This is a genomic window from Amycolatopsis sp. NPDC114504, assembly GCF_055633595.1.
Genome location: NZ_JBVKDU010000004.1, coordinates 756,491 through 775,618, shown reverse-complemented (window position 1 = coordinate 775,618; position 19,128 = coordinate 756,491). Strand labels below are relative to the sequence as shown.

Genomic DNA, 19,128 nt, shown 5'->3' with positions numbered 1-19,128 from the left:
CGGGTTCAGCGTGGGGGAGCGGTCGTGCGGCGGGGGACCAGTTTCGGTGACAGCTTGATCTGGGCCGCCGGGCGGGTCCGGTCGGCGATGCGCTCCAGCAGGAGCCGGGCGGCGGCCGTGCCGATGTGGTGGCCCGCCTGGTCGACGCTCGTCAGCGAAATCGGGCCGAGGGCGGCGAAACTGGTGTTGTCGTAGCCGGCCAGGGAGATGTCGGCCGGCACTGACAGGCCCGCTTCGCTGAGCGCCGTCAGCGCGCCCATCGCGACGATGTCGGCGCCGGCGAAGATGGCGGTCGGATGTTCTTGCCGGGCGAGGATCTGCTGCGTTCCCAGGTAACCGCCTTCCTGGGTGTAGCTTGTGGACACGATGTCGACCGGCAATCCCCGGTCCCGCATGGCTTTCCGGTAGCCGTCGGCGCGGACCGCGTTGGGCATTTCGGCCAGGCGGGCGGGTTCGGTCTCGTGGTGTTCGATGTGCGCGATGCGGCGGTGGCCGAGGTCGGCGAGGTGGCCGACGACGAGCTCGGCGCCGGTCGTGTCGTCGTCGGTCACCGTGTCGTAGTGCGCCGACCGGGAGTGGCGGCCCACCACGACCGTCGGGACGGTCTTGGCGAGCCGCTCGAGACGCGCCTGCGACATCACCGGCGCGATGAGCACGAGGCCGTCCATGCCGCGGTCGACCATCGCGTCGGTCAGCTTGCCTTCGTCGGTCTCGTTGTCGCAGCTGGGCCCGAGCAGGACGTGGTAGTCGGTGTCGCGCAGCGTGTCGGTGAGGCCGTCGAGGATGTCCGGGAAGAACGGGTTCCGGATGTCCGGCAGCATGACGCCGATGGTGTAGGTCTGGCCACGCAGCCCGCGGGCCGCCGCGTACGGCCGGTAACCCAGCTCCTCGATCGCCTGCTGCACCTTCGCGCGCATCGCGGGGCTCGCGCCGTAGGCGTTGCGAAGCACCTTCGACACCGCGGTCGTCGACACGCCCGCGTGGCGCGCGACGTCGACGATCGTCACCCGTCGTTGCTGCTCCGCTCGGTCCATATGGGAAACGTTACCTGTCGGACGCAAGCTCGGCACCAGGTGTCTTGACGCGCCCTCGCCGGACTCTTAAAGTCGTCCGCACCCTTCAGTGGGCAACGTTACCCAAAGCGTCTCGAACCAGGTCAAGCGGCCTGGCCGCAATGTTGAAACGTTCAAACAAGGTGGGCGCCAATGACTGTCGCCATCAAGGAACCGCACCCGGACGTCGTCACGGCCACGCCGAGCCGTCGTCGCGGCGCGGTGAGCCGGCGGGGTGCCCCGTGGTGGTTCACCGTGCCGGCCCTGCTGCTCTTCGCGTTCGTGGTGCTCGTCCCCAGCGCGCGCGGCGTCTACTACGCCTTCACCGACTGGGACGGCCTGTCCCCGGACTTCTCCTGGGTCGGGTTCGGCAACTTCGCCGCCATGCTCGACGATCCCGCGGCCACCCAGGCGGTCGGGCACACGCTGGTGATCGCGGTGGCCATCACGGTGATCCAGAACGGCGTCGGCCTGCTGCTCGCGCTCGGCGTCAACAGCATCATCAAGTCCCGCAACGTGTTGCGGGTACTCCTGTTCGCCCCGGCCGTGGTCACGCCGATCGTGTCCGCCTACCTGTGGCGCAACATCCTCGGCCCGGACGGCGCGGTGAACAGCCTGCTCGACGCCGTCGGCCTCGGCTCGTGGCGGCAGGACTGGCTCGGCGACCCGGACATCGCGCTGTGGTCGGTCGTGGGCGTGATCGTGTGGCAGTTCGCCGGCTACTCGATGGTCATCTTCCTCGCCGGGCTGCAGTCGATCCCGCGGGAGGTCCACGAAGCCGCGGCGATCGACGGCGCCGGAGCCATCCGCCGGTTCTGGTCGGTGACGCGGCCGCTGCTCGCGCCGGCGTTCACGATCAACCTGATGCTGTCGATCATCGGCGGGATCAAGCTGTTCGACCAGGTGTACGCGCTGACCGGCGGCGGTCCGGGCCACGCGACCGACACGCTCTCGACGTTGATCTACAAGGACGCCTTCACGTTGGGGGAGTTCGGTTACAGCATCGCCCTCGCCGTGGTGCTGACCCTCGTCGTGTCGGTGGCCTCGACCGGGCAGTACCTCGGGCTGTCGCGAGCCGAGAAGGCCGTGTCGTGAACCGCTACCGCGGCCGCACGCTGACCCTGGAACTGGTGATGATCGCCGTCGGGCTGGTCTTCGCGTTCCCGGTGTACGTGCTGGTCAACCTCGCCATCCGGCAGCCGTCGGACACCTCGTCGCCGATCGCGCCGACGACCTCGCCGACCTTCGACAACTTCACGCAAGCCTGGCAGCAGGGCGCGCTCGATGGTGCGCTGGCCAACAGCGTCCTGGTCACCGTGGGGTCCGTGGCGGTCATCCTGGCCGTCTCGGCGCTCGCGGCCTACCCGCTGGCCCGGGTCGCCGCCCGGTGGTCGCGGTGGACGTTCCTGCTGATCATGCTCGGCCTGGTGCTGCCGTTCCAGCTGGCCGCTTTGCCGCTGTACCAGACGATGCGCGACCTCGGCCTGCTCGGGACGCCGTGGGCGCTGATCCTCTTCTACTCCGGGCTGCAGGTGCCGTTCACGACGTTCCTGTACGTCGGGTTCCTGCGCGCGGTCCCGCGCGAGTTCGAGGACGCCGCGCTGATCGACGGCTGCACGACGTTGCAGGGCTTCCGGTACGTCGTGCTGCCGATGCTCAAGCCGGTGACCGTGACCGCGCTGGTGCTCAACGCGGTCGCGGTGTGGAACGACTTCTTCACCCCGCTGCTGTACCTCAGCGGCGGCGCGCAACAGACGTTGCCGGTCGCCATCGCCGGGTTCGTCGGCCAGTACGTGTCCGACTGGAACCTGATCTTCGCCGCGCTGGTGATCAGCATCGTGCCGATCCTGGTCGTCTACTTCGCCTTGCAACGCAGCATCATCAACGGTTTCGCCGGAGGGCTCAAAGGATGACCGACACCCTGACGCCGTACGCACTTCAGGCCGAACAGCGCCACGAACCCCTCGGCCTCGGCGAACCCCGGCCACGGCTGTCGTGGCGGCTGGCGAGTGATCGCCACGGCGCCGCGCAGAGCGCCTACCGGATCACCGCCGCCGAACGCGCGGCCGACCTCGACGACCCCGCGCGGCTGGTGTGGGACAGCGGCCGCCGCGAGTCCGGCGACGGTGTGCTCGTGCCCTGGGCCGGGCCGGTCCTGCGCTCGGCCACCCGCTACCACTGGCGCGTCGAGCTGTGGGACGAGACGGGTACCGCGGCGGGCACCGGGGAGAGCTGGTTCGAGACCGGGCTGCTGCACCGCGACGACTGGACGGCCGCGTGGATCGGCCGCGACGCCCACGCCCAGCCCGTGTTCGACCCGCCGACCGACCACGACCAGCCTCGCGGCGAGCCGCCGCTGAACCTGCGCCGGGAGTTCGAGCTGACGCGGGAGCCGGTGCGCGCACGCTTGTACGCCACCGCGCACGGCGTCTACGAGGCGTCGCTGAACGGCGTGCGCGTCGGCGACGTCGAGCTGGCGCCGGGGTGGACCGAGTACCACCACCGGCTGCAGTACCAGACCTACGACGTCACCTCGTCGCTGCGGACCGGCGGCAACACACTCGGCGCGGTCGTCGCCGACGGCTGGTGGTCCGGGTTCGTCGGGTTCGACGAGCGTCGGCCCGCGCGCCACTACGGCGAGCACCCGGAGTTCTTCGCGCAGCTCGTCGTGGACTTCGCCGACGGCTCCCGCCAGGTGGTCGCCACCGACGCCGGCTGGACCGAGCGTCCCGGCGCCGTCCGCTTCGCCGACTTGCTGATGGGGGAGCACGTCGACGCGTCCGGTGTGGACGGACCCGGCCGGCCGGTGGCGGTGCTCGGTACCGAGCCGGGACCGCTGGTGGCCGAACCCGACGCGCCGATCCGCGTCACGCGCGAGGTGCCGCCGATTTCCGTGGTGGAAAGGGAACCCGGGCGGTTCATCGTCGACTTCGGACAGAACCTGGTCGGCCGGGTGCGGCTCACCGTCCGCGACGCACCCCCCGGCCGACGGATCGTCCTGCGGCACGCCGAGATCCTCGACGACGGCGAGCTGTACGTGACGAACCTGCGGCGCGCCACGGCCACCGACAGCTACACCAGTGGCGGCGAACCGGTCGAGGTGTTCGAGCCGCGGTTCACGCTGCACGGCTTCCGGTACCTGGAAGTCACCGGACACGCCCTCGCCGCGGAGGACGTCGTGGCGCGGGTGCTGCACAACGACACGCCGTGGACCGGCACGTTCGAGTGCTCCGATCCGCTGGTCACCCAGCTGCAGGCCAACATCCGCTGGGGCCAGCGCGGCAACTTCGTCGCGGTCCCGACCGACTGCCCGCAGCGCGACGAACGCCTCGGCTGGCTCGGCGACGCCCAGATCTTCGCCCCGACCGCCAGCCGCAACGCCGACGTCGGCGCGTTCTTCGCCCGCTGGCTGGCCGACGTCGTCGACGGCCAGGACGCCGACGGCGCGTTCGGCGACGTCGCCCCGCGCATCGCGATGCCCCGCGAGGCCGCCCCGGCCTGGGGCGACGCCGGCGTGATCGTCCCGTGGCACCTGTGGCGCACCTACGGCGACCGGCGCGTGCTCGAGCGGAGCTTCGACGCGATGGTCGCCTGGGTCGCCCACATCCACCGCCACAACCCGGACCTGCGGTGGCGGCACCGCACCGGCAACTCCTACGGCGACTGGCTGCAGATCGACGTCACCACCCCCCGGGACGTCCTCTCGACGGCCTACTTCGCCCGCAGCGCCGAGATCGTGGCCGACGCCGCCGAGGTGCTGGGCCGCCCGGACGTCGCGGCCGGGCACCGGGCTCTCCACGCGTCGATCCGCGCCGCGTTCATCGAGTCCTATGTGGACGAAGACGGCACGGTCGAGGGCGGGACCCAGACCGCGTACTTGCTGGCGCTGGCGTTCGGGTTGGTCCCGGACGATCTGGTGCGGGCCGCGGTGGACCACCTCGCGGCCGACGTCGAGAAGCGCGGCAACCGGCTCACGACCGGGTTCGTCGGGGTCGCGCTGCTCTGCCCGGTGCTCGCCGACCACGGCCGCGACGACCTGGCGTACGCGTTGCTGCAGCAGGAGGAGTTCCCGTCGTGGGGCTACTCGATCCGCCAGGGCGCCACCACGATCTGGGAACGCTGGGACGGCTGGACCGAGCACGGCGGGTTCCAGTCCGCGGCGATGAACTCGTTCAACCACTACAGCCTCGGCAGCGTCGGCGACTGGCTCTTCGGCCGCGTCGCCGGCATCGACCAGCCCCCGTCGTCGGTCGCCTACTCCGAACTCCTGCTGCGTCCCCTGCCCGGTGGCACGCTCACCTGGGCCCGGGCCGAGCAGGAAACCGCACGCGGCCGCGTCGCCTGCGGGTGGGCCCTCGACGGCGACCGGATCACCGTCACCGCCGTCGTCCCGCCGGGGACGACCGCCGTCCTGGAAGTCCCCACCACGGACCCGGCGAGCATCGCGAGCGAGACCGGGGGCCGGAGCGGCACCACGCTCCGGCTGACCTCGGGCCACCACGTTGTCACCGCCACCTTCTCGAAGGAGCTGCCATGAAGATCCGCCACGTCCTGCTGGCCGTGACGACCGGCGCCGCGCTGGTCGCCTGCAGTGGAGGCACGAACGCCGCGAGCACCGGCGGCACGCAGACGCTGTCGCTCGCCTCGGTCGACCAGGGCTCGGTCGAGGACGTCGTCAAGGCGTTCGAAGCCGCCAACCCGGGGGTGAAGGTGAACTTCACGACGAGTGGCGCGGACCAGTTCCAGCAGCAGATCCGCACCCAGCTGGCGTCCGGGACCGCGCCCGACGTGATGTCGGTGTGGCCGGGCAGCGGCAACCCCGGCACGGTCACCGTCCTGGCCAAGGGCGGCTACCTGAAGGATCTCTCGGACCAGCCGTGGGTCGCGAAGTTCCCCAAGGTGGTCAGCGACGTCGCGCAGTACGGCGGCAAGACGTACAACGCGATCTACGGGATCAACGGCATCGGCGCGGTCTACAACCAGGAGGCGATGACCAAGGCCGGCCTCACGGCGCCGGCGACGTGGACCGAGCTGCTCGCGTTCTGCCGCGCGGCGAAGGACAAGGGCACGCCCGCGTTCGCGCTGGGCATCCAGGACAACTGGGTCACCCAGGTGGCGTTGTACCCGCTGGCCGCCACCCTGGTCTACGGCCCGGACCGCGACTTCGAGAAGAAGATGGCGGCGGGCCAGACGTCGTTCGCGAGCTCGCCGTGGGCGGCCGCGTTCGCCAAGTACGGCGAGATGGACCAGGCGGGCTGCTTCCAGGAGAACCCGCTCGGCACGAGCTACGAAGCGAGCCAGAAACTGGCCGCGACGGGCAAGACGCTGGGCATCATCCAGGGAAACTGGGTGATCTCGCTGCTGAAGAAGCAGAACCCGGCGGGCACGTTCACCCTCAAGCCGGTCCCGGCCACCGACGACCCGGCCCAGACGATCATCCCGGCGGCGGCCGGCGCGGGCTACGGCGTCAACGCGAAGGCGAAGAATCCCGAGCTGGCGATGAAGTTCATCAGCTTCGTGATGTCCCCGCAGGGGATGAACCTGTTCGCGGAGAAGCAGGGCGGGCTGCCGGCGCTGCCGGACACCGGGTTCAAGCTCGACGCGTCGCTGACCGAGCTGTCGACGTACATCAACCAGGGCAAGACGGTCCCGTTCATGGACCAGCTGTGGCCGAACCCGAAGGTGCAGCAGACGATGCTGACGGGCATCCAGGAGGTGTTCAGCAAGCAGTCCACCCCGGACAAGGTGCTGGCGTCGATGGACGCCGACTACAGGTCTGGCGCCTGACGCCGGGACCACTGCGCCGCGTCCGGCGTCGAGCGTGACCACCTGCTGCGGGAACATCAACTCGACCGTCGGCGCGGACGGCGTCTTCCTCGGCCGCCGATGGGCTACTTCTTGAGCCGGCGGCTGCCCGCGTGCCAGTCCTCGGTCTTGCCCGTCTCTCCGGTCGTGACGCCGAACGACGGCAGCTGCGGCTGCTCGCGCAGGCTGCGCTTCAGCTCGGCGAAGCCGGGGAACCGGGCGAGCCCGACGACGTGGTCCCACAGCTCCCCGGCCTGCTCCTCGCTCGGCAGCCTGCTGATCACCGGGCCAAAGAACGCGACGCCGTGCGGGGGTTCGAAGTGGATGATCGGGGTGCCGACGTCCTTGCCCGTCAACGACAGCGCCTCGTCGGACTCGGCCTGGATCTCGGCGTCGCGGCTCGTGTCGTCGAGGAACTCCGCGAACGTGGTCGGCAGGCCGGCGGCGGTGAGCGCGTCGGCGGCGAGTTCGGGGGTGCCCTGCCAGCCGAAGGGCTTGCTCCCGTCGGGAGCGGCCTCGAGGATGCGCGCGCCGAAGGCCTCGTAGAGCGGGCCGATCGCCTCGCGGCCGTGGTTCTCCCGCACCGCCGACGCCACCCGCAGCAGTCGCAGGCCCGCGGTGTGCTGGGCCTCGTACTCCGGCGGGAAGTGGGTGTCGTAGTCGAGGTGCGCGTTGATCAGCCGCAGGGAGATGAACCGCCAGTCGACGGTGTAGTCACGTTGCGCCTGCACGATCCGGATCCACTTGCTCGTCATCCATGCGAACGGGCAGATGGGGTCGAAGTAGAAGCTGATGTCGGTCATCGGGTCCTCCTCGGGAAGGCGTGAGTGCGGGCGGAAACGACGATGAGCACGGTCGTCACGACGGCGAGCACGAGCGACTCGCTGCCGAGGCCGGCGAGCAGCAGGCCGCCGGTCGGCCCGCCGAGGCCGATGCCCACGTTCCACATGGTCACCATCATCGGCTGAGCCGCGTCGGCGTGCTCGCCCGCTCTGCCCGACCCGCTCGACGAGGGGCTCGTCGCCGGTCCGGGGGTCCGTTGTGATTTGTACCTCTCGGTACAGAACCGGCCGCCGGAAATCTCGGCCGCACTGCAACAGGGCGCCGGGGCAGCGGCATCTTAAGAGGTGTGCAGTTCGAAGAGTTCTCGCGCGAACAACTGCCGGGCCTGGTGCGGTTCGCCGCCGTGCTGACCGGTGACCGTGAGCTGGCCCAGGACGTCGTGCAGGACGCGCTCGTGCGCGCGCACCAGGGCTGGCGGCGGGTGGCGGCGGTGGATCGGCCGGACCTGTACCTGCGGAAGATGGTCGTCAACGGCTATCTCGGCTGGCGCCGCCGCTGGTACCAGCGCTCGGTGCACCCCACCGCCGACGTCACCCGGTTCGACCAGCCCACCGCGCCCGATCCGGCGTGGCGGATCGCCGACGCCGACCAGCTCACCGGCCTGCTGGCCGGGCTGAGCCGCGCCCAGCGGGCCTCGATCGTGCTGCGGTTCTACGAGGACCGTGACGACGAAGAGATCGCCGCGGTCCTCGGGTGCGCGACCGGAACGGTGCGCAGCCACATCTCGCGCGGCCTGAGCTCGCTGCGCGTCCAGCTCAAGGAAGGTAAGGAAAGCGTGTGATGACCGACCTCGACGAGTTGCGCCGGGTGCTGCGCGCCCAGGCGGACCTGGCCCCCGATCCCGGCGAGGTGCTCGCCGTCGCGACGCGGCGGATCCGGCGTCGCCGCACGGCCGGCGTCGCCGCGGTGGCGGTCGCGGTGCTCGCGCTGGGAGCGGGTGCCGTCGTGGTGCTGGACCGCGGGAGTGCGGCGGTGCCGCCGGCGACGCTCGCGAGCTCGGCACCCACCACGCCGCCGGCCGGCGGGAAGGTACCTCCGGCCGCGCCGGCGCTGAGCCTCCAGGACGGCTCCTGGGATCTGGCGATGTGGGCCGTCCAGCCGCACTTCGCGGCCCTGCACTACGCGCAGGACCACAAGTACGCGTTCGAGATCGACGTCCGCGACGGCGCCGCGCCCCGGGGCGCCCTGGCCGCGAAACCCTCGGCCGCCGGTCAGATCGCGCACCCGCAGTCGGTCATGTGGCAGGACGGGCCGGACCGCTGGATCTGGGCGCAGACGACGAAACCGGTGACGGCCGCGGAGATGTTCGCCCTGCTGGCGAAGATCGGCGCGACACCGCCGGTGGTCGCGTCGCCGCTGAAGTCGGTGCAGGTCCCCGACGGGCAGCAGGTCACGACGTTCACCAGCGAGCCCGAGACCAACACCCTCGTGCTCTGCCCCGACCCCGAGGCGAACCGGGCCCCGCTCGACGTCCGGTGCTTCTCGTTGACCGTGTCGCTGACCAGCCGGGCCGGGGACAGCGCGTTTCCGGAGGACCCCCTGCCCGTGCATCAGCACCGGGTGATCGGGGCCTACACCGTCGAAGTCGACAGCTCGCGCGCCAACGAGCGGCCCGCGCTGGCCCTGCTGAACTCCGTCCAGCTCACCAGGTGACCTCGCGGTGCGCGTTTCCGTGGTCGTCCTTCTGGTGGTCGTCACCTTCGGGGCCCTCGCCGCGGCGGTCTGGCTTCGCCCCGCCGGCGAACCGGCCCCGGCGGACAGGCCTGTCTCGTACGTGCCGTCGGCCTTGAGCGGTCCTCCGGTCGCGTCGCGGCCGGAGGACCTCAAGGTGACGGTCGAGGTCCGGGGCGAGTGGTCGTGGGCGCTGCGCGAGCTCGACACCGGAGTCGTGGTCGGCGACGGAACCCTGCGCACCACGACCGAGTCGATGATCAAGATCTGGCTGGCCGTGGACTTCCTCGCCTCCCGGAAGTCCCGGATCCCGGCCGCGGACGAGGATCGGGTGACCCGGATGATCCGGGCGAGCGACGACCACGCCGCGCAGGTGCTGTACCTCCGGCTCGGCGGGGACGACTCGATCACGCGGATGATCCGGACCTGCGGGCTGCGGGACACCCGCGTCCACCCGGACTGGTGGTCCAAGACCACGATGTCCGCGACCGACGCGACCCTGCTCGGCCAGTGCGTGGCCCGTGGTCCGGGCCTGAGCCCGCAGTGGCGAGACAGGCTGCTCGACCTCATGCGCTCGGCGGATCCCGGCGCCGCGTTCGGCATCCCCGAGGCGCCGGCGCTGGCGGGCACGCACCCGGCGGTGAAGAACGGCTGGACCCGGCACGGGACCTGGTGGGTGGTGAACTGCCTGGCGGTCTGGGACCACTGGGTGCTCGCGGTGCTGGTGCACTACCCGGACCAAGGCGACGAGCACCGGTACGGGGCCGAGGTGTGCAAAAGCGTTGCCCAGCAACTGTTCGGCCGGATGGACATCAGTTTCGCCCGGTAGTGCCTCCCGGGCCGATCAGGCTGAGGACCACGGCGGTCACCCGCATCGGGCGTCACCACGTGACGGGCAGGCTCGTGACCCCGCGCATCAACCCGTCGCGGCGCCACTCGATGTCTTGCGCGGGGATCGCGAGGCGCAGCCCCGGCAGACGGCGAACCAGGGTCGACAGCAGGCCGCGCAGCTCCAGCCTCGCCAGTGGCGCGCCGACGCAGTGGTGCACGCCGAAGCCGAACGCGACGTGGTGGTTCACCTTGCGGCCGAAATCCAGGTCCCCGGCCGAGGCGAACACCGATTCGTCGCGGTTGGCCGAGTCCAGCTGGACCAGGACCGCGTCGCCGGCGCGGATCGCCTGGCCGCCGAGCTCGAGGTCCTCCTGGGCGATCCGCGCGAGGTCCGCGACCGTCGCCAGCGGCACGAACCGCAGCAGCTCCTCCACCGCCGACGGGATCAGCTCGGGACGCTCGACGAGCGCCGTCCACCGGTCGCGGTCGGACAGCAGCTCCACCAGGAAGCTGCCGGTCAGGTTCGCCGTGGTCTCGTGGCCGCCGGCCAGCAGGGCCACGCCGAGCATGAGCAGCTCGTTGTCCGTCAGGCGGTCTTCCTCGTCGCGGGCGGCGACGAGCGCGGTCAGCAGGTCGCCGGTGGGCTCCGCCCGGCGCTGCGCGATCAGCGTGTTCAGCGCACCCGCCAGCTTCGCGCGTGCTTCGGTGACGTCCGCGGGTGTCACGGTTCCGCCCGAGGCGAGCAGCGTTTCGGTGCACTCGCGCACCATCCGGCGTTCGCTCGCCGGCACGCCGAGCAGTTCGCTGATCACGAGCACGGGCAGCTCCCACGCCACCGCCGAGGCGAAGTCGACGGGCGGGCCGATGCCGTCGAGGAGGGTGTCGACGATCTCCTGGATCCGGGGCTGGAGCAGCTCCACCCGGCGGACGGTGAACGCCTTGGCCACCAGGGCCCGGATCCGGTGGTGCTCCGGCGGGTCCATGGCCAGCAGGTTGCCCGCCGGTTCGAGGCCGGGACGCCCGCGCGGCACGTCCGCGCCGGCCGCGGCGGCGCGGGAGAACCGCGGGTCCGACAGGACGACCCGCGTCTGCTCGTAGCGCGTCACCAGCCAGGCGTCGCCGCCGTAGGGCATCGTGACGCGGACCGGCGTCCCGGACTTCCGCAGCTCGGCGAAGCGCGGGTGGAGTCGTAGAGCTTCGACGTCCCCGAAGGGGTAGGGAGCGGGCTGGACCTCCATCGCCTCATCGTGCGGCACGCGTACGTCGCGGCGTACCGCCCAACGGCGGCCCCGGACCGAACGTTGTTCACGGCCGGTCCCAGGTGCTATACCGGCAGCTGCCCGGTGTCGCGACGACGCGACACCACGAGCGAGCGGAGTGTCCGGTGGCAAACCGTGCTTTCGTCGTGGCCGCCCTGACCGCGCCGGTGCTCCTGCTGGGGACCGCGACCGCCGTGGCCGGCACGCCACCGGGGCGGCAGCTGACGATCGAGACGGTGTCGAACCCGCGGCCCGCGCTCGTCAGCGGGGGACAGGTCCTGGTCAAGGTCGTCGCGCCGGGGAGAACGCGGGTCACCGTCACCGGCAACGACCACGACGTCACCGCGAGCTTCCGCGCACAGCCGGACGGCAGCCTGCTCGGCCTGGTGACCGGGCTGCGCGACGGCGTCAACGACCTCAGCGCCCGGACGAGCGGCCACGGCCCGGACCAGCGCGCGAACCTGCGCGTCACCAACCACCCGATCACCGGGCCCGTCTTCTCCGGCTCGCAGCAGCGTCCGTTCTACTGCGAGACCCAGGCGTTCGGCCTGCCCCCGGCGTCCCAGCCGTTGTGCAGCGCCCCGACCCAGGTGAGCTACCAGTACAAGACCACCGCCGGGGCGTTCGCGCCGCTGGCGGACCCGGCGACCCGGCCCGCGGACCTCGCGACGGCCACGGTGAACGGGCACGCGGTGCCGTACGTCGTCCGCGTCGAGCGGGGCACGATCGACCGCGCCGTCTACGAGATGGCGGCGCTCTACGACGGCGTGCCGTCGCCCGTCGCGCCGGACACCAGCTGGAACGGGAGGCTGGTCTACACCTTCGGCGGCGGCTGCAACGCGGGCTACCACCAGGGCAACTCGACCGGCGGGGTCGTCAACGACCTGTTCCTGGCGCGGGGGTACGCGGTCGCGTCGTCGAGCCTGAACGTGCTCGACAACAACTGCAGCCCGATCATCTCGGCCGAAGCGGCGATGATGGTCAAGGAGCACTTCGCCGAGACCTACGGCCCGATCGCCCACACCATCGGCTGGGGTGGCTCGGGCGGGGCGATCCAGCAGTACGACATCGCCGAGAACTACCCCGGCATCGTCGACGGCATCATCCCCGGCGTCTCGTTCCCGGACCCGCTGAGCGTGGGCGGCCCGGTGTCGGACTGCCGCCTGCTGGACCGGTACTTCGCCGGGCCGGGCGCGTCGTTCACCGCGGCACAGAAGCAGGCCGTCGCGGGGTTCGCCAGCTACGACACCTGCACCTCCTGGGACGCGACGTTCGCCAGCCGCGCCACCGCGACCGGCAGCTGCAACGCGGCCATCCCGGTCGCGGCGCGGTGGGACCCGGTCACCAACCCGCGCGGGGTGAAGTGCAACTCGAACGAGCAGCTGGTCAACCAGCTCGGCCGGGACCCGAAGACCGGGTTCGTGCGCAGCCCGCTGGACACCACCGGCGTGCAGTACGGCCTGGCCGCGCTGAAGGCCGGGACGATCACCGCGGCGCAGTTCGCCGACCTCAACGCCGCCATCGGCGGCCTCGACTACACCGGAGCGCCGGTGGCACAGCGGATCGCGGCCGATCCGAAGGCGCTCGAGGCGGCTTACGCCGACGACATCCTGAACTCGGCGTCGCAGGGCCTGCGGGAGACGCCGATCATCGACCAGCGCACCGACCTCGACTTCGCCGGGTTCGGCAACGACATCCACACCACCGAGTGGTCTTACGTGATGCGGCAACGACTTCTGCGGGCCAACGGCACCGCGGGCAACCAGGTCATCATCGAAAACCACCCCACCGCACCCGAAGCGGCGGCCGCGAGCGTGTACGAGCTCGACGCGATGGACCGCTGGCTCACCGCGATCGACGCCGACGGTTCCCACCGGAGCCGCCAGCAGAAGGTGCTGGCGAACCGCCCGCGCGACCTCGGCGACGGCTGCTACCTTTCCGCGGCGTCGCGGATCACGGAGAAGCTGACGTACCCGGCAAGCGGCCAGTGCGGCGCGCAGTACCCGGTGGCGGCCAACACCCGGATGGTCGCGGGGGAGAGCCTGGCCCTCGACGTGCTGAAGTGCCGGCTGAAGCCGTTGGACTTCCGGGAGTACCCGGTGGCGTTCACGACGGCGGACCGGAAGCGGCTGCGGGCGACGTTCCCCGATGGGGTGTGCGACTACAGCCGTCCGGGAGTGGGGCAGCGTCCGCCGGTCGGAACGTGGCTGAGCTACGGCGACGGGTGGACGGGTGCCACGCCGTCGACGAAGCCGCGGTGACGGTTGCGGTTCCGGGCGGCGCCCCGGCTCTTGCCCGCGACCGAATGGGCTAACACTCCTTGCGGCACAACATCATCCGCGCACATTCGAGAAAAACTCGGGCAATCCGGCTGCCTCAGCGTGCCGAATGTCTGGGGAGCGGGCGGTGCGGACGCCCACAGCAGTGAGGAGTTGGCTCATGGCAAAGGAAGATCAGGCCGCGCCCGGCGGGGGCGTCTCTCGGCGGCGGGCGCTCGTGGCCGGGGGCGGGCTTGCCGCGGCCGGGTTGGCCGTCGGTGTGGTGGGTCCGTCCGTGGTCTCCGCCGTCGCGGAATCCGATGGCCCGGTGGAAAACCCGGCTGATCCCGTCATGGTGCACCTGCGGGACGCCGGCTCGGGGGAGCTCGACGTGTTCGTGGGCGACCGCCGGATCCAGGTCATCGATCGCGCCTTCGCCGCGCGCTTGGCGAAGATCGTCAACGCCGCCTGAGCGGCCGCATTCCCAGTGCCGGCCCTGTTGTCCGGCTTCCTTTTTCCAAACCCGTGAGGTTGAACCATGTCTTCACACCGTGAGGCGCCCGAAATCTCCAAAGACCCCGTCGCCGACTCCAGTGATGTCTACGCCTTCGTCAGCCCGGACAGACCGGACACCGTCACCCTGATCGCGAACTACGTGCCGCTGCAAGCGCCGGCCGGCGGGCCGAACTTCTACGAGTTCGGCGACGACGTCCGGTACGCGATCCACGTCGACAACGACGGTGACGGCAAGGCGGACGTCAGCTACGAGTTCCGCTTCACCACCCAGGTGCGCAACGAGAACACCTTCCTCTACAACACCGGCCCGATCCAGGCACTGGACTCGCCGAACTGGAACCGCCGGCAGTTCTACTCGGTCACCCGCCGGGACGGCAAGGGCCGTGAGCAGCTGCTCGGGCGGAAGTTCCCTTGCCCGCCCTGCAACATCGGCCCACTGTCCACACCGGACTACGGTGCGCTCGCCGACGCGGCGGTGCGCGATCTCGGCGGCGGGCGGAAGGTGTACGCCGGGCAGCGGGCCGAGGGGTTCTACGTCGACCTGGGTGCCATCTTCGACCTGCTCGACCCGCGGCCGTTCGCCGACGCGCACGCGCACTTCGGGCTGACCAAGTTCCCGCAGTCCGGGGAGGGGGTCAACGCCACCAAGAACCTCAACGTGCACTCCATCGCGCTGCAGGTCCCCATCACCGACCTGACCCGGGAAGGCCGGCCGGGCCGCGACGTCACCGACCCGCGCGCCACCATCGGCGTGTGGACGACCGCGAGCCGCCAGCGCGTGCGCATGCTCGACGCCGACCGCGACAACACCTGGAGCACCGGGCCGCAGCGGCAGGTCTCGCGGCTGGCCAACCCGCTGTTCAACGAGGTCATCGTGCCCATGGGGCGCAAGGACTTCTGGAACACGCAGTCTCCCGACGGTGACAGCCGGTTCGCGAAGTTCGTGGCGAACCCCGAGGTCGCGTCGCTGCTGCCGGGCCTGTTCCCGGGCGTGTTCCCGAACCTCGACGTGCTGAACAAGTCCGGCAAGCCGCGCGCCGACCTGCTGGCCATCCTGCTCACCGGCATCCCCGGCGGGCTCATCCCGGGCTTCCAGAACTTCACCGGCAAGACCCAGGCCGACCTGATGCGCCTGAACACCGCCATCCCGCCGTCGGCGAAGCCCAGCATCTTCGGGCTGCTCGGCGGCGACCTCGCCGGGTTCCCCAACGGGCGCCGGGTGTTCGACGACGTGGTCGCGATCGAGCTGCGCGCGATCGCGGGCGCCACCTATGCCCTGGTGGACAAGACCTACACGCCCGACCCGGCGGCGGCGAAAGTGGACGACGGCGTGACCCCGGACGACCTCGACATCCCCTACCTCGACCGCTTTCCCTACCTCGGCGTGCCGAACAGCGGCTTCACCACCCCGAAGGCCTGAACGGAGAACCCACCATGGACACCCTGATCCTCGACATCGGCGGCGACGTCGGCGCGCTGGTCATCCACACCGGCCAGCAGCACTGCGAACGGGAGATCGAAATCAGCCCGGGAGCGGACTCCGAAACGCCGCGCAGCCACAACGTGGTGCACGCCCGGCACAACCGGGAGCGGACGGCCTACACCGCCGTGTTCCCGAGCGTGCCGGCCGGCGACTACACCGTCTGGCACCCCGACGGTGCACCGCACGCCACCGTGACCGTCCACGGTGGCCAGGTGAGTCAGCTCCAGCTGTGAACCCGGGACAGCTCAAGGCAAGCGTGCGCACCGGCTTGACCCGGCAGGATCGCCGCCGGCTGGTCGGCATGGGCGGCTTCGTCGTCTTCCTGCACCTCTTCGGTGTGGGCATGCTGCTGCTGGCGGCGAGCGGCGGTGGTGCCCAGGGCTTCGGGGCCGGGATCGGCGTCACGGCCTACGTCCTGGGCATGCGGCACGCGTTCGACGTCGACCACATCGTCGCGATCGACAACACCACCCGGAAGCTGCTCGGCGACGGGCGCCGGCCGCTGTCGGCCGGGTTCTGGTTCTCACTCGGCCATTCGACGGTCGTGTTGCTGCTCTGCGTCGTGCTGGGTCTGGGCTTCCGGGCGGTCGCCGACAGCGTCGTCGACGACTCCTCTCTGCTCCACGACGTGACCACGGCCGGGGGTGCCCTGATTTCGGCGGGGTTCCTCCTGCTCATCGGGGTGCTGAACGCGCGGGCCTTCACGGGCGTCCTGCGGGTGGCGAGGCAAGCCCGCGACGGCGGTCACGACGAGGCGGAGCTCGAACGGCAGCTGAACTCGCGCGGGCTGGTCGCCCGCCTGCTCGCCCGGCTGACCAGGTCGGTCGGCCGGGAATGGCACCTGTACCCGATCGGGCTGCTGTTCGGCCTCGGGTTCGACACCGCCACCGAGGTCTCCCTGCTCGTCCTGTCGAGCAGTGTCGCGCCGGCCGTGCCCTGGTACACGTTCCTCGCGCTGCCGGTGCTGTTCGCCGCGGGGATGAGCGCGTTCGACGCGGCGGACGGGGTGGTGATGACCGCCGTCTACGAGTGGGCGTTGCTCAGCCCGGTGCGGAGGATCCGCTACAACCTGCTGGTCACCGGGATTTCGGTGGTGACCGCGCTGCTGGCCGGCGGCTTCGGGCTGGCCGGCCTGCTCGGCACCACGTCCGGGCCGCTCGCGTGGGTCGGGGACATCGACCCCGGTTACGCGGGGCTCGGCATCGTCGCGCTGTTCCTCTTGACCTGGCTGATCGGTGTGCTCCTCTGGCGGGCCGGGCGGCGGGTCAGCTCCTCGTAGGCCGCGGTGAACGCGTCGCCGATAGGGGCGATGAGGGAGGCGAGGCGGCGGGCGCCCGCCGCGCCGATCGGGGCCCACAGCGGCGCGCAGAGCCGGTCGGTTTCGCCCTCGATCCGTTCACGGGCCGCGAGGCCGGCCTCGCTCGCGGTGCCGTTGGCGGTGAGCCAGCCGCGCGCGACGAGACGCGCCGTCGCCGCGGCCCATTCCTCGTCGTCCCAGCCACGGGTGGCGCGGACGACCGCTTCGGGGAGCCGGCCCGTCGCGGTGTGGAGGACGTTGCAGTCGCAGGGCCCGAGGTCGTTGCCGGCCAGCACGGCGACGTGCGCGTCGCCGCGCCATTCGCGGGCCACGGTGAGCTGCTGCCACAGCGCGGCCAGCGGGTCGGCCGGCAGCGGGACCGACGCGTTCGCGGCGGCCAGCGTCTTGCCCGCGTAGTCGGCGTGGGCGACGACGGGATCGATCAGCGACCGCGCCTCCGCGATCCGGCCGGCCGTGAGGTTCACGCCGACGCGGTGCAGCGCAGCCACTGCGGCCGCGAAGCGGGCAGCCTGCCATCGGCCGGGTGACGCGGCGTTCCACACCCCGTCCATGGCGCGCACCGCCCGCGGGCTGAAGTTGTAGAAGGCCGCGAGCGTGACCTGCCACGGAACCGCGCCCATGGCGGCCGACCGGAAGGCGAAATACCGCTGCCCGCGGTCGGTCACGCCGAGTTCCGCGGCCTCCTTTTCGGACTCGGGGACCAGGTAGATGAACGTGTGGGCCGCGGAGACGGCGAGGCCGGCCTCCCGCACGGCGGTGCTCATGCGGGCGTTTCGGCGGTGGCGGTCAGGACCGCGCGGCCGAGGATGTGGCCCGCCATGGTGAAGCCGAGGACGGCCGGGGTGGCGTCGGCGGGGACGCCGATGGCGGCGACGTCGAGGGCGTGCACCACGACGAAGTAGCGGTGCGGGCCGTGCCCGGCGGGCGGGGCGGCACCCAGGAAGCGGGGCACGCGGGCGTCGTTGGGCAGCTGGAAGGCGCCCTCCGGCAGGCCGGACCCGGTGTCGTCGCCGGCGCCCTCGGGCAGCTGCGCGACGGTGGCGGGGATGTCGGCGACTGCCCAGTGCCAGAACCCGGAGCCGGTGGGGGCGTCGGGGTCGTAGACGGTGACGGCGTAGCTCTCGGTGCCTTCCGGTGCGCCGCTCCAGGACAGCTGCGGGGAGACGTCCTCGCCGCCCGGGACCCCCGAAGAGAACTGCGCGCGGGGCCAGGCGGCGCCGTCGGTGACGGTGGTGCTGGTGACGGAGAAGGCGGCCGCTTCGGGGAGTCGGGCGAAGGGGTCGTTGACGGTCATCGGGGATCCTTCCGGGGAGGTGACGTCATCGACGATAGCACAGATAATCGATTATTGACGCCAACATCTATGCTGAGGGCATGGGTCAGATGCTGTCGGAGCAGGTCTACGCACACCTGCGGGACGCGATCATGCGCGGCGACTACGCCCCCGGTGAAGCGCTCAAGCCCCAGGACCTCGCCCGGGACCAGGGCGTGAGCCTGGCCGTCGTGCGCGAGGCGCTCGTGCGGGTGGTCGGCGAGGGCCTGGCCGACCGGCTGCCGAACCGCGGCTTCGCCGTTCCGGCGTTCTCCGACCGGCGCTGGCAGGAGATCACCGAGGCGCGCCGGACCGTCGAGCCGGTCGTGCTGCGCCTTTCCGTCGAGCGCGGCGACGTCGACTGGGAGGCTCGCGTGCGGGCCGCGCACCACCGCCTGGCCCGCACGGAACCGTATGCGCCGGGCGAAGGCGAGTACTACAGCAGCGCCTGGTCCGAAGCCCACCGGAGCTTCCACCGCACCCTGCTGGAGGGGTGCGGCAACGCCGCCCTGCTCGAGACCTTCGACCGGATGTGGGCGGCGAGTGAGCTGGCGCGCCGGTGGTCGGCGCAGCGCGCGCCGGACCGGGACGCCGCCGGCGAGCACCGCCGCCTGGAGGAAGCGGTCCTGGACCGCGACGCCGACGCCGCGGCCGAGCTGCTCGCTCGGCACCTCACCCTGACCGCGGCGGCACTCGACGGCTGATTCCTCGCGGGCGCTGACCAGCGCAGCTGCGTCGAGGTTGCCGTTTCCGGGCCACGAGAACAGGTTTCGGGGAGGG

19 protein-coding genes are annotated in these 19,128 nt (G+C 71.4%); 13 read left to right on the top strand and 6 right to left on the bottom strand.

Annotation, left to right across the window (positions count from 1 at the left end):
• Positions 1–5: 5 nt before the first annotated feature.
• Positions 6–1,034, bottom strand: a complete 1,029-nt coding sequence (locus ACZ7PG_RS33105) for a LacI family DNA-binding transcriptional regulator (protein WP_470243069.1) — start codon at positions 1,032–1,034, stop codon at positions 6–8.
• 171 nt (positions 1,035–1,205) lie between these two features.
• Here ACZ7PG_RS33105 and ACZ7PG_RS33100 point away from each other — a divergent pair, with 171 nt between their 5' ends.
• The 4 genes from ACZ7PG_RS33100 to ACZ7PG_RS33085 are packed head-to-tail and all read left to right on the top strand — an operon-like array spanning position 1,206 to position 6,839.
• Entirely contained in the window at positions 1,206–2,147 is a 942-nt protein-coding gene (locus tag ACZ7PG_RS33100) for a carbohydrate ABC transporter permease (protein ID WP_470243068.1), read from the top strand.
• A complete protein-coding gene (locus tag ACZ7PG_RS33095; protein ID WP_470243067.1) occupies positions 2,144–2,965 on the top strand; it encodes a carbohydrate ABC transporter permease in 822 nt (273 codons plus the stop codon). Before ACZ7PG_RS33100 ends, ACZ7PG_RS33095 begins: the two co-directional genes overlap by 4 nt.
• Positions 2,962–5,589 carry an alpha-L-rhamnosidase gene (locus ACZ7PG_RS33090; protein WP_470243066.1) on the top strand — a complete coding sequence of 876 codons (2,628 nt, stop codon included), beginning with the start codon at positions 2,962–2,964 and terminating at the stop codon, positions 5,587–5,589. Before ACZ7PG_RS33095 ends, ACZ7PG_RS33090 begins: the two co-directional genes overlap by 4 nt.
• Positions 5,586–6,839 (top strand): ABC transporter substrate-binding protein, encoded by a 1,254-nt coding sequence (locus tag ACZ7PG_RS33085; RefSeq protein ID WP_470243065.1) that lies wholly within the window; start codon positions 5,586–5,588, stop codon positions 6,837–6,839. Before ACZ7PG_RS33090 ends, ACZ7PG_RS33085 begins: the two co-directional genes overlap by 4 nt.
• A gap of 104 nt (positions 6,840–6,943) precedes the next feature.
• Here the strand turns inward: ACZ7PG_RS33085 and ACZ7PG_RS33080 are convergent, their stop codons facing one another.
• Together ACZ7PG_RS33080 and ACZ7PG_RS33075 are read right to left on the bottom strand one after the other, a co-directional pair.
• The gene (locus ACZ7PG_RS33080) at positions 6,944–7,660 is read right to left on the bottom strand and encodes a mycothiol-dependent nitroreductase Rv2466c family protein (protein WP_470243064.1); all 717 of its coding nucleotides are present in this window, start codon (positions 7,658–7,660) and stop codon (positions 6,944–6,946) included.
• Positions 7,657–7,806, bottom strand: a complete 150-nt coding sequence (locus tag ACZ7PG_RS33075; protein WP_470243063.1) for a hypothetical protein — start codon at positions 7,804–7,806, stop codon at positions 7,657–7,659. Before ACZ7PG_RS33075 ends, ACZ7PG_RS33080 begins: the two co-directional genes overlap by 4 nt.
• A gap of 180 nt (positions 7,807–7,986) precedes the next feature.
• On the opposite strand from ACZ7PG_RS33075, the gene ACZ7PG_RS33070 reads away from it, so the two are divergent.
• From ACZ7PG_RS33070 to ACZ7PG_RS33060, 3 genes are read left to right on the top strand one after another with little or no spacing between them, the layout of a single operon-like run.
• Entirely contained in the window at positions 7,987–8,481 is a 495-nt protein-coding gene (locus ACZ7PG_RS33070) for a SigE family RNA polymerase sigma factor (protein ID WP_470243062.1), read from the top strand.
• Entirely contained in the window at positions 8,481–9,353 is an 873-nt protein-coding gene (locus ACZ7PG_RS33065) for a hypothetical protein (protein ID WP_470243061.1), read from the top strand. The genes ACZ7PG_RS33070 and ACZ7PG_RS33065 overlap by 1 nt, the downstream gene beginning before the upstream one ends.
• Positions 9,354–9,360: 7 nt before the next feature.
• Positions 9,361–10,200 (top strand): serine hydrolase, encoded by an 840-nt coding sequence (locus ACZ7PG_RS33060; RefSeq protein WP_470243060.1) that lies wholly within the window; start codon positions 9,361–9,363, stop codon positions 10,198–10,200.
• 52 nt (positions 10,201–10,252) lie between these two features.
• On the opposite strand, the gene ACZ7PG_RS33055 is transcribed toward ACZ7PG_RS33060, so the two are convergent.
• Entirely contained in the window at positions 10,253–11,440 is a 1,188-nt protein-coding gene (locus tag ACZ7PG_RS33055; protein WP_470243059.1) for a cytochrome P450, read from the bottom strand.
• A gap of 146 nt (positions 11,441–11,586) precedes the next feature.
• Here ACZ7PG_RS33055 and ACZ7PG_RS33050 point away from each other — a divergent pair, with 146 nt between their 5' ends.
• From ACZ7PG_RS33050 to ACZ7PG_RS33030, 5 genes are all read left to right on the top strand, one after another.
• A complete protein-coding gene (locus tag ACZ7PG_RS33050; protein WP_470243058.1) occupies positions 11,587–13,722 on the top strand; it encodes a DUF6351 family protein in 2,136 nt (711 codons plus the stop codon).
• Between the two features lie 178 nt (positions 13,723–13,900).
• Positions 13,901–14,191 (top strand): hypothetical protein, encoded by a 291-nt coding sequence (locus ACZ7PG_RS33045; protein ID WP_470243057.1) that lies wholly within the window; start codon positions 13,901–13,903, stop codon positions 14,189–14,191.
• A gap of 66 nt (positions 14,192–14,257) precedes the next feature.
• Positions 14,258–15,655, top strand: coding sequence for a DUF4331 domain-containing protein (locus ACZ7PG_RS33040; protein WP_470243056.1), 1,398 nt, complete (start codon positions 14,258–14,260; stop codon positions 15,653–15,655).
• A 14-nt stretch (positions 15,656–15,669) separates the two neighbouring features.
• The gene (locus tag ACZ7PG_RS33035) at positions 15,670–15,951 is read left to right on the top strand and encodes a hypothetical protein (RefSeq protein WP_470243055.1); all 282 of its coding nucleotides are present in this window, start codon (positions 15,670–15,672) and stop codon (positions 15,949–15,951) included.
• The gene (locus ACZ7PG_RS33030; protein ID WP_470243054.1) at positions 15,948–16,997 is read left to right on the top strand and encodes a HoxN/HupN/NixA family nickel/cobalt transporter; all 1,050 of its coding nucleotides are present in this window, start codon (positions 15,948–15,950) and stop codon (positions 16,995–16,997) included. The genes ACZ7PG_RS33035 and ACZ7PG_RS33030 overlap by 4 nt, the downstream gene beginning before the upstream one ends.
• On the opposite strand, the gene ACZ7PG_RS33025 is transcribed toward ACZ7PG_RS33030, so the two are convergent.
• Together ACZ7PG_RS33025 and ACZ7PG_RS33020 are read right to left on the bottom strand one after the other, a co-directional pair.
• Positions 16,904–17,800 carry an SCO6745 family protein gene (locus ACZ7PG_RS33025; RefSeq protein WP_470243053.1) on the bottom strand — a complete coding sequence of 299 codons (897 nt, stop codon included), beginning with the start codon at positions 17,798–17,800 and terminating at the stop codon, positions 16,904–16,906. The two genes, ACZ7PG_RS33030 and ACZ7PG_RS33025, sit on opposite strands and share 94 nt — an antisense overlap.
• Entirely contained in the window at positions 17,797–18,330 is a 534-nt protein-coding gene (locus tag ACZ7PG_RS33020) for a YbhB/YbcL family Raf kinase inhibitor-like protein (protein ID WP_470243052.1), read from the bottom strand. Before ACZ7PG_RS33020 ends, ACZ7PG_RS33025 begins: the two co-directional genes overlap by 4 nt.
• Positions 18,331–18,419: 89 nt before the next feature.
• Here ACZ7PG_RS33020 and ACZ7PG_RS33015 point away from each other — a divergent pair, with 89 nt between their 5' ends.
• Positions 18,420–19,052 (top strand): GntR family transcriptional regulator, encoded by a 633-nt coding sequence (locus ACZ7PG_RS33015; RefSeq protein WP_470243657.1) that lies wholly within the window; start codon positions 18,420–18,422, stop codon positions 19,050–19,052.
• The last annotated feature ends 76 nt before the right edge of the window (positions 19,053–19,128 follow it).

Excerpts from the sequence above, each read along its gene's own strand:
- ACZ7PG_RS33105 (WP_470243069.1), bottom strand. The coding sequence starts at position 1,034 with ATGGACCGAGCGGAGCAGCAACGACGGGTGACGATCGTCGACGTCGCG.
- ACZ7PG_RS33100 (WP_470243068.1), top strand. The coding sequence starts at position 1,206 with ATGACTGTCGCCATCAAGGAACCGCACCCGGACGTCGTCACGGCCACG.
- ACZ7PG_RS33090 (WP_470243066.1), top strand. The coding sequence starts at position 2,962 with ATGACCGACACCCTGACGCCGTACGCACTTCAGGCCGAACAGCGCCAC.
- ACZ7PG_RS33085 (WP_470243065.1), top strand. The coding sequence starts at position 5,586 with ATGAAGATCCGCCACGTCCTGCTGGCCGTGACGACCGGCGCCGCGCTG.
- ACZ7PG_RS33080 (WP_470243064.1), bottom strand. The coding sequence starts at position 7,660 with ATGACCGACATCAGCTTCTACTTCGACCCCATCTGCCCGTTCGCATGG.
- ACZ7PG_RS33075 (WP_470243063.1), bottom strand. The coding sequence starts at position 7,806 with ATGTGGAACGTGGGCATCGGCCTCGGCGGGCCGACCGGCGGCCTGCTG.
- ACZ7PG_RS33065 (WP_470243061.1), top strand. The coding sequence starts at position 8,481 with ATGACCGACCTCGACGAGTTGCGCCGGGTGCTGCGCGCCCAGGCGGAC.
- ACZ7PG_RS33055 (WP_470243059.1), bottom strand. The coding sequence starts at position 11,440 with ATGGAGGTCCAGCCCGCTCCCTACCCCTTCGGGGACGTCGAAGCTCTA.
- ACZ7PG_RS33045 (WP_470243057.1), top strand. The coding sequence starts at position 13,901 with ATGGCAAAGGAAGATCAGGCCGCGCCCGGCGGGGGCGTCTCTCGGCGG.
- ACZ7PG_RS33040 (WP_470243056.1), top strand. The coding sequence starts at position 14,258 with ATGTCTTCACACCGTGAGGCGCCCGAAATCTCCAAAGACCCCGTCGCC.
- ACZ7PG_RS33035 (WP_470243055.1), top strand. The coding sequence starts at position 15,670 with ATGGACACCCTGATCCTCGACATCGGCGGCGACGTCGGCGCGCTGGTC.
- ACZ7PG_RS33025 (WP_470243053.1), bottom strand. The coding sequence starts at position 17,800 with ATGAGCACCGCCGTGCGGGAGGCCGGCCTCGCCGTCTCCGCGGCCCAC.
- ACZ7PG_RS33020 (WP_470243052.1), bottom strand. The coding sequence starts at position 18,330 with ATGACCGTCAACGACCCCTTCGCCCGACTCCCCGAAGCGGCCGCCTTC.
- ACZ7PG_RS33015 (WP_470243657.1), top strand. The coding sequence starts at position 18,420 with ATGCTGTCGGAGCAGGTCTACGCACACCTGCGGGACGCGATCATGCGC.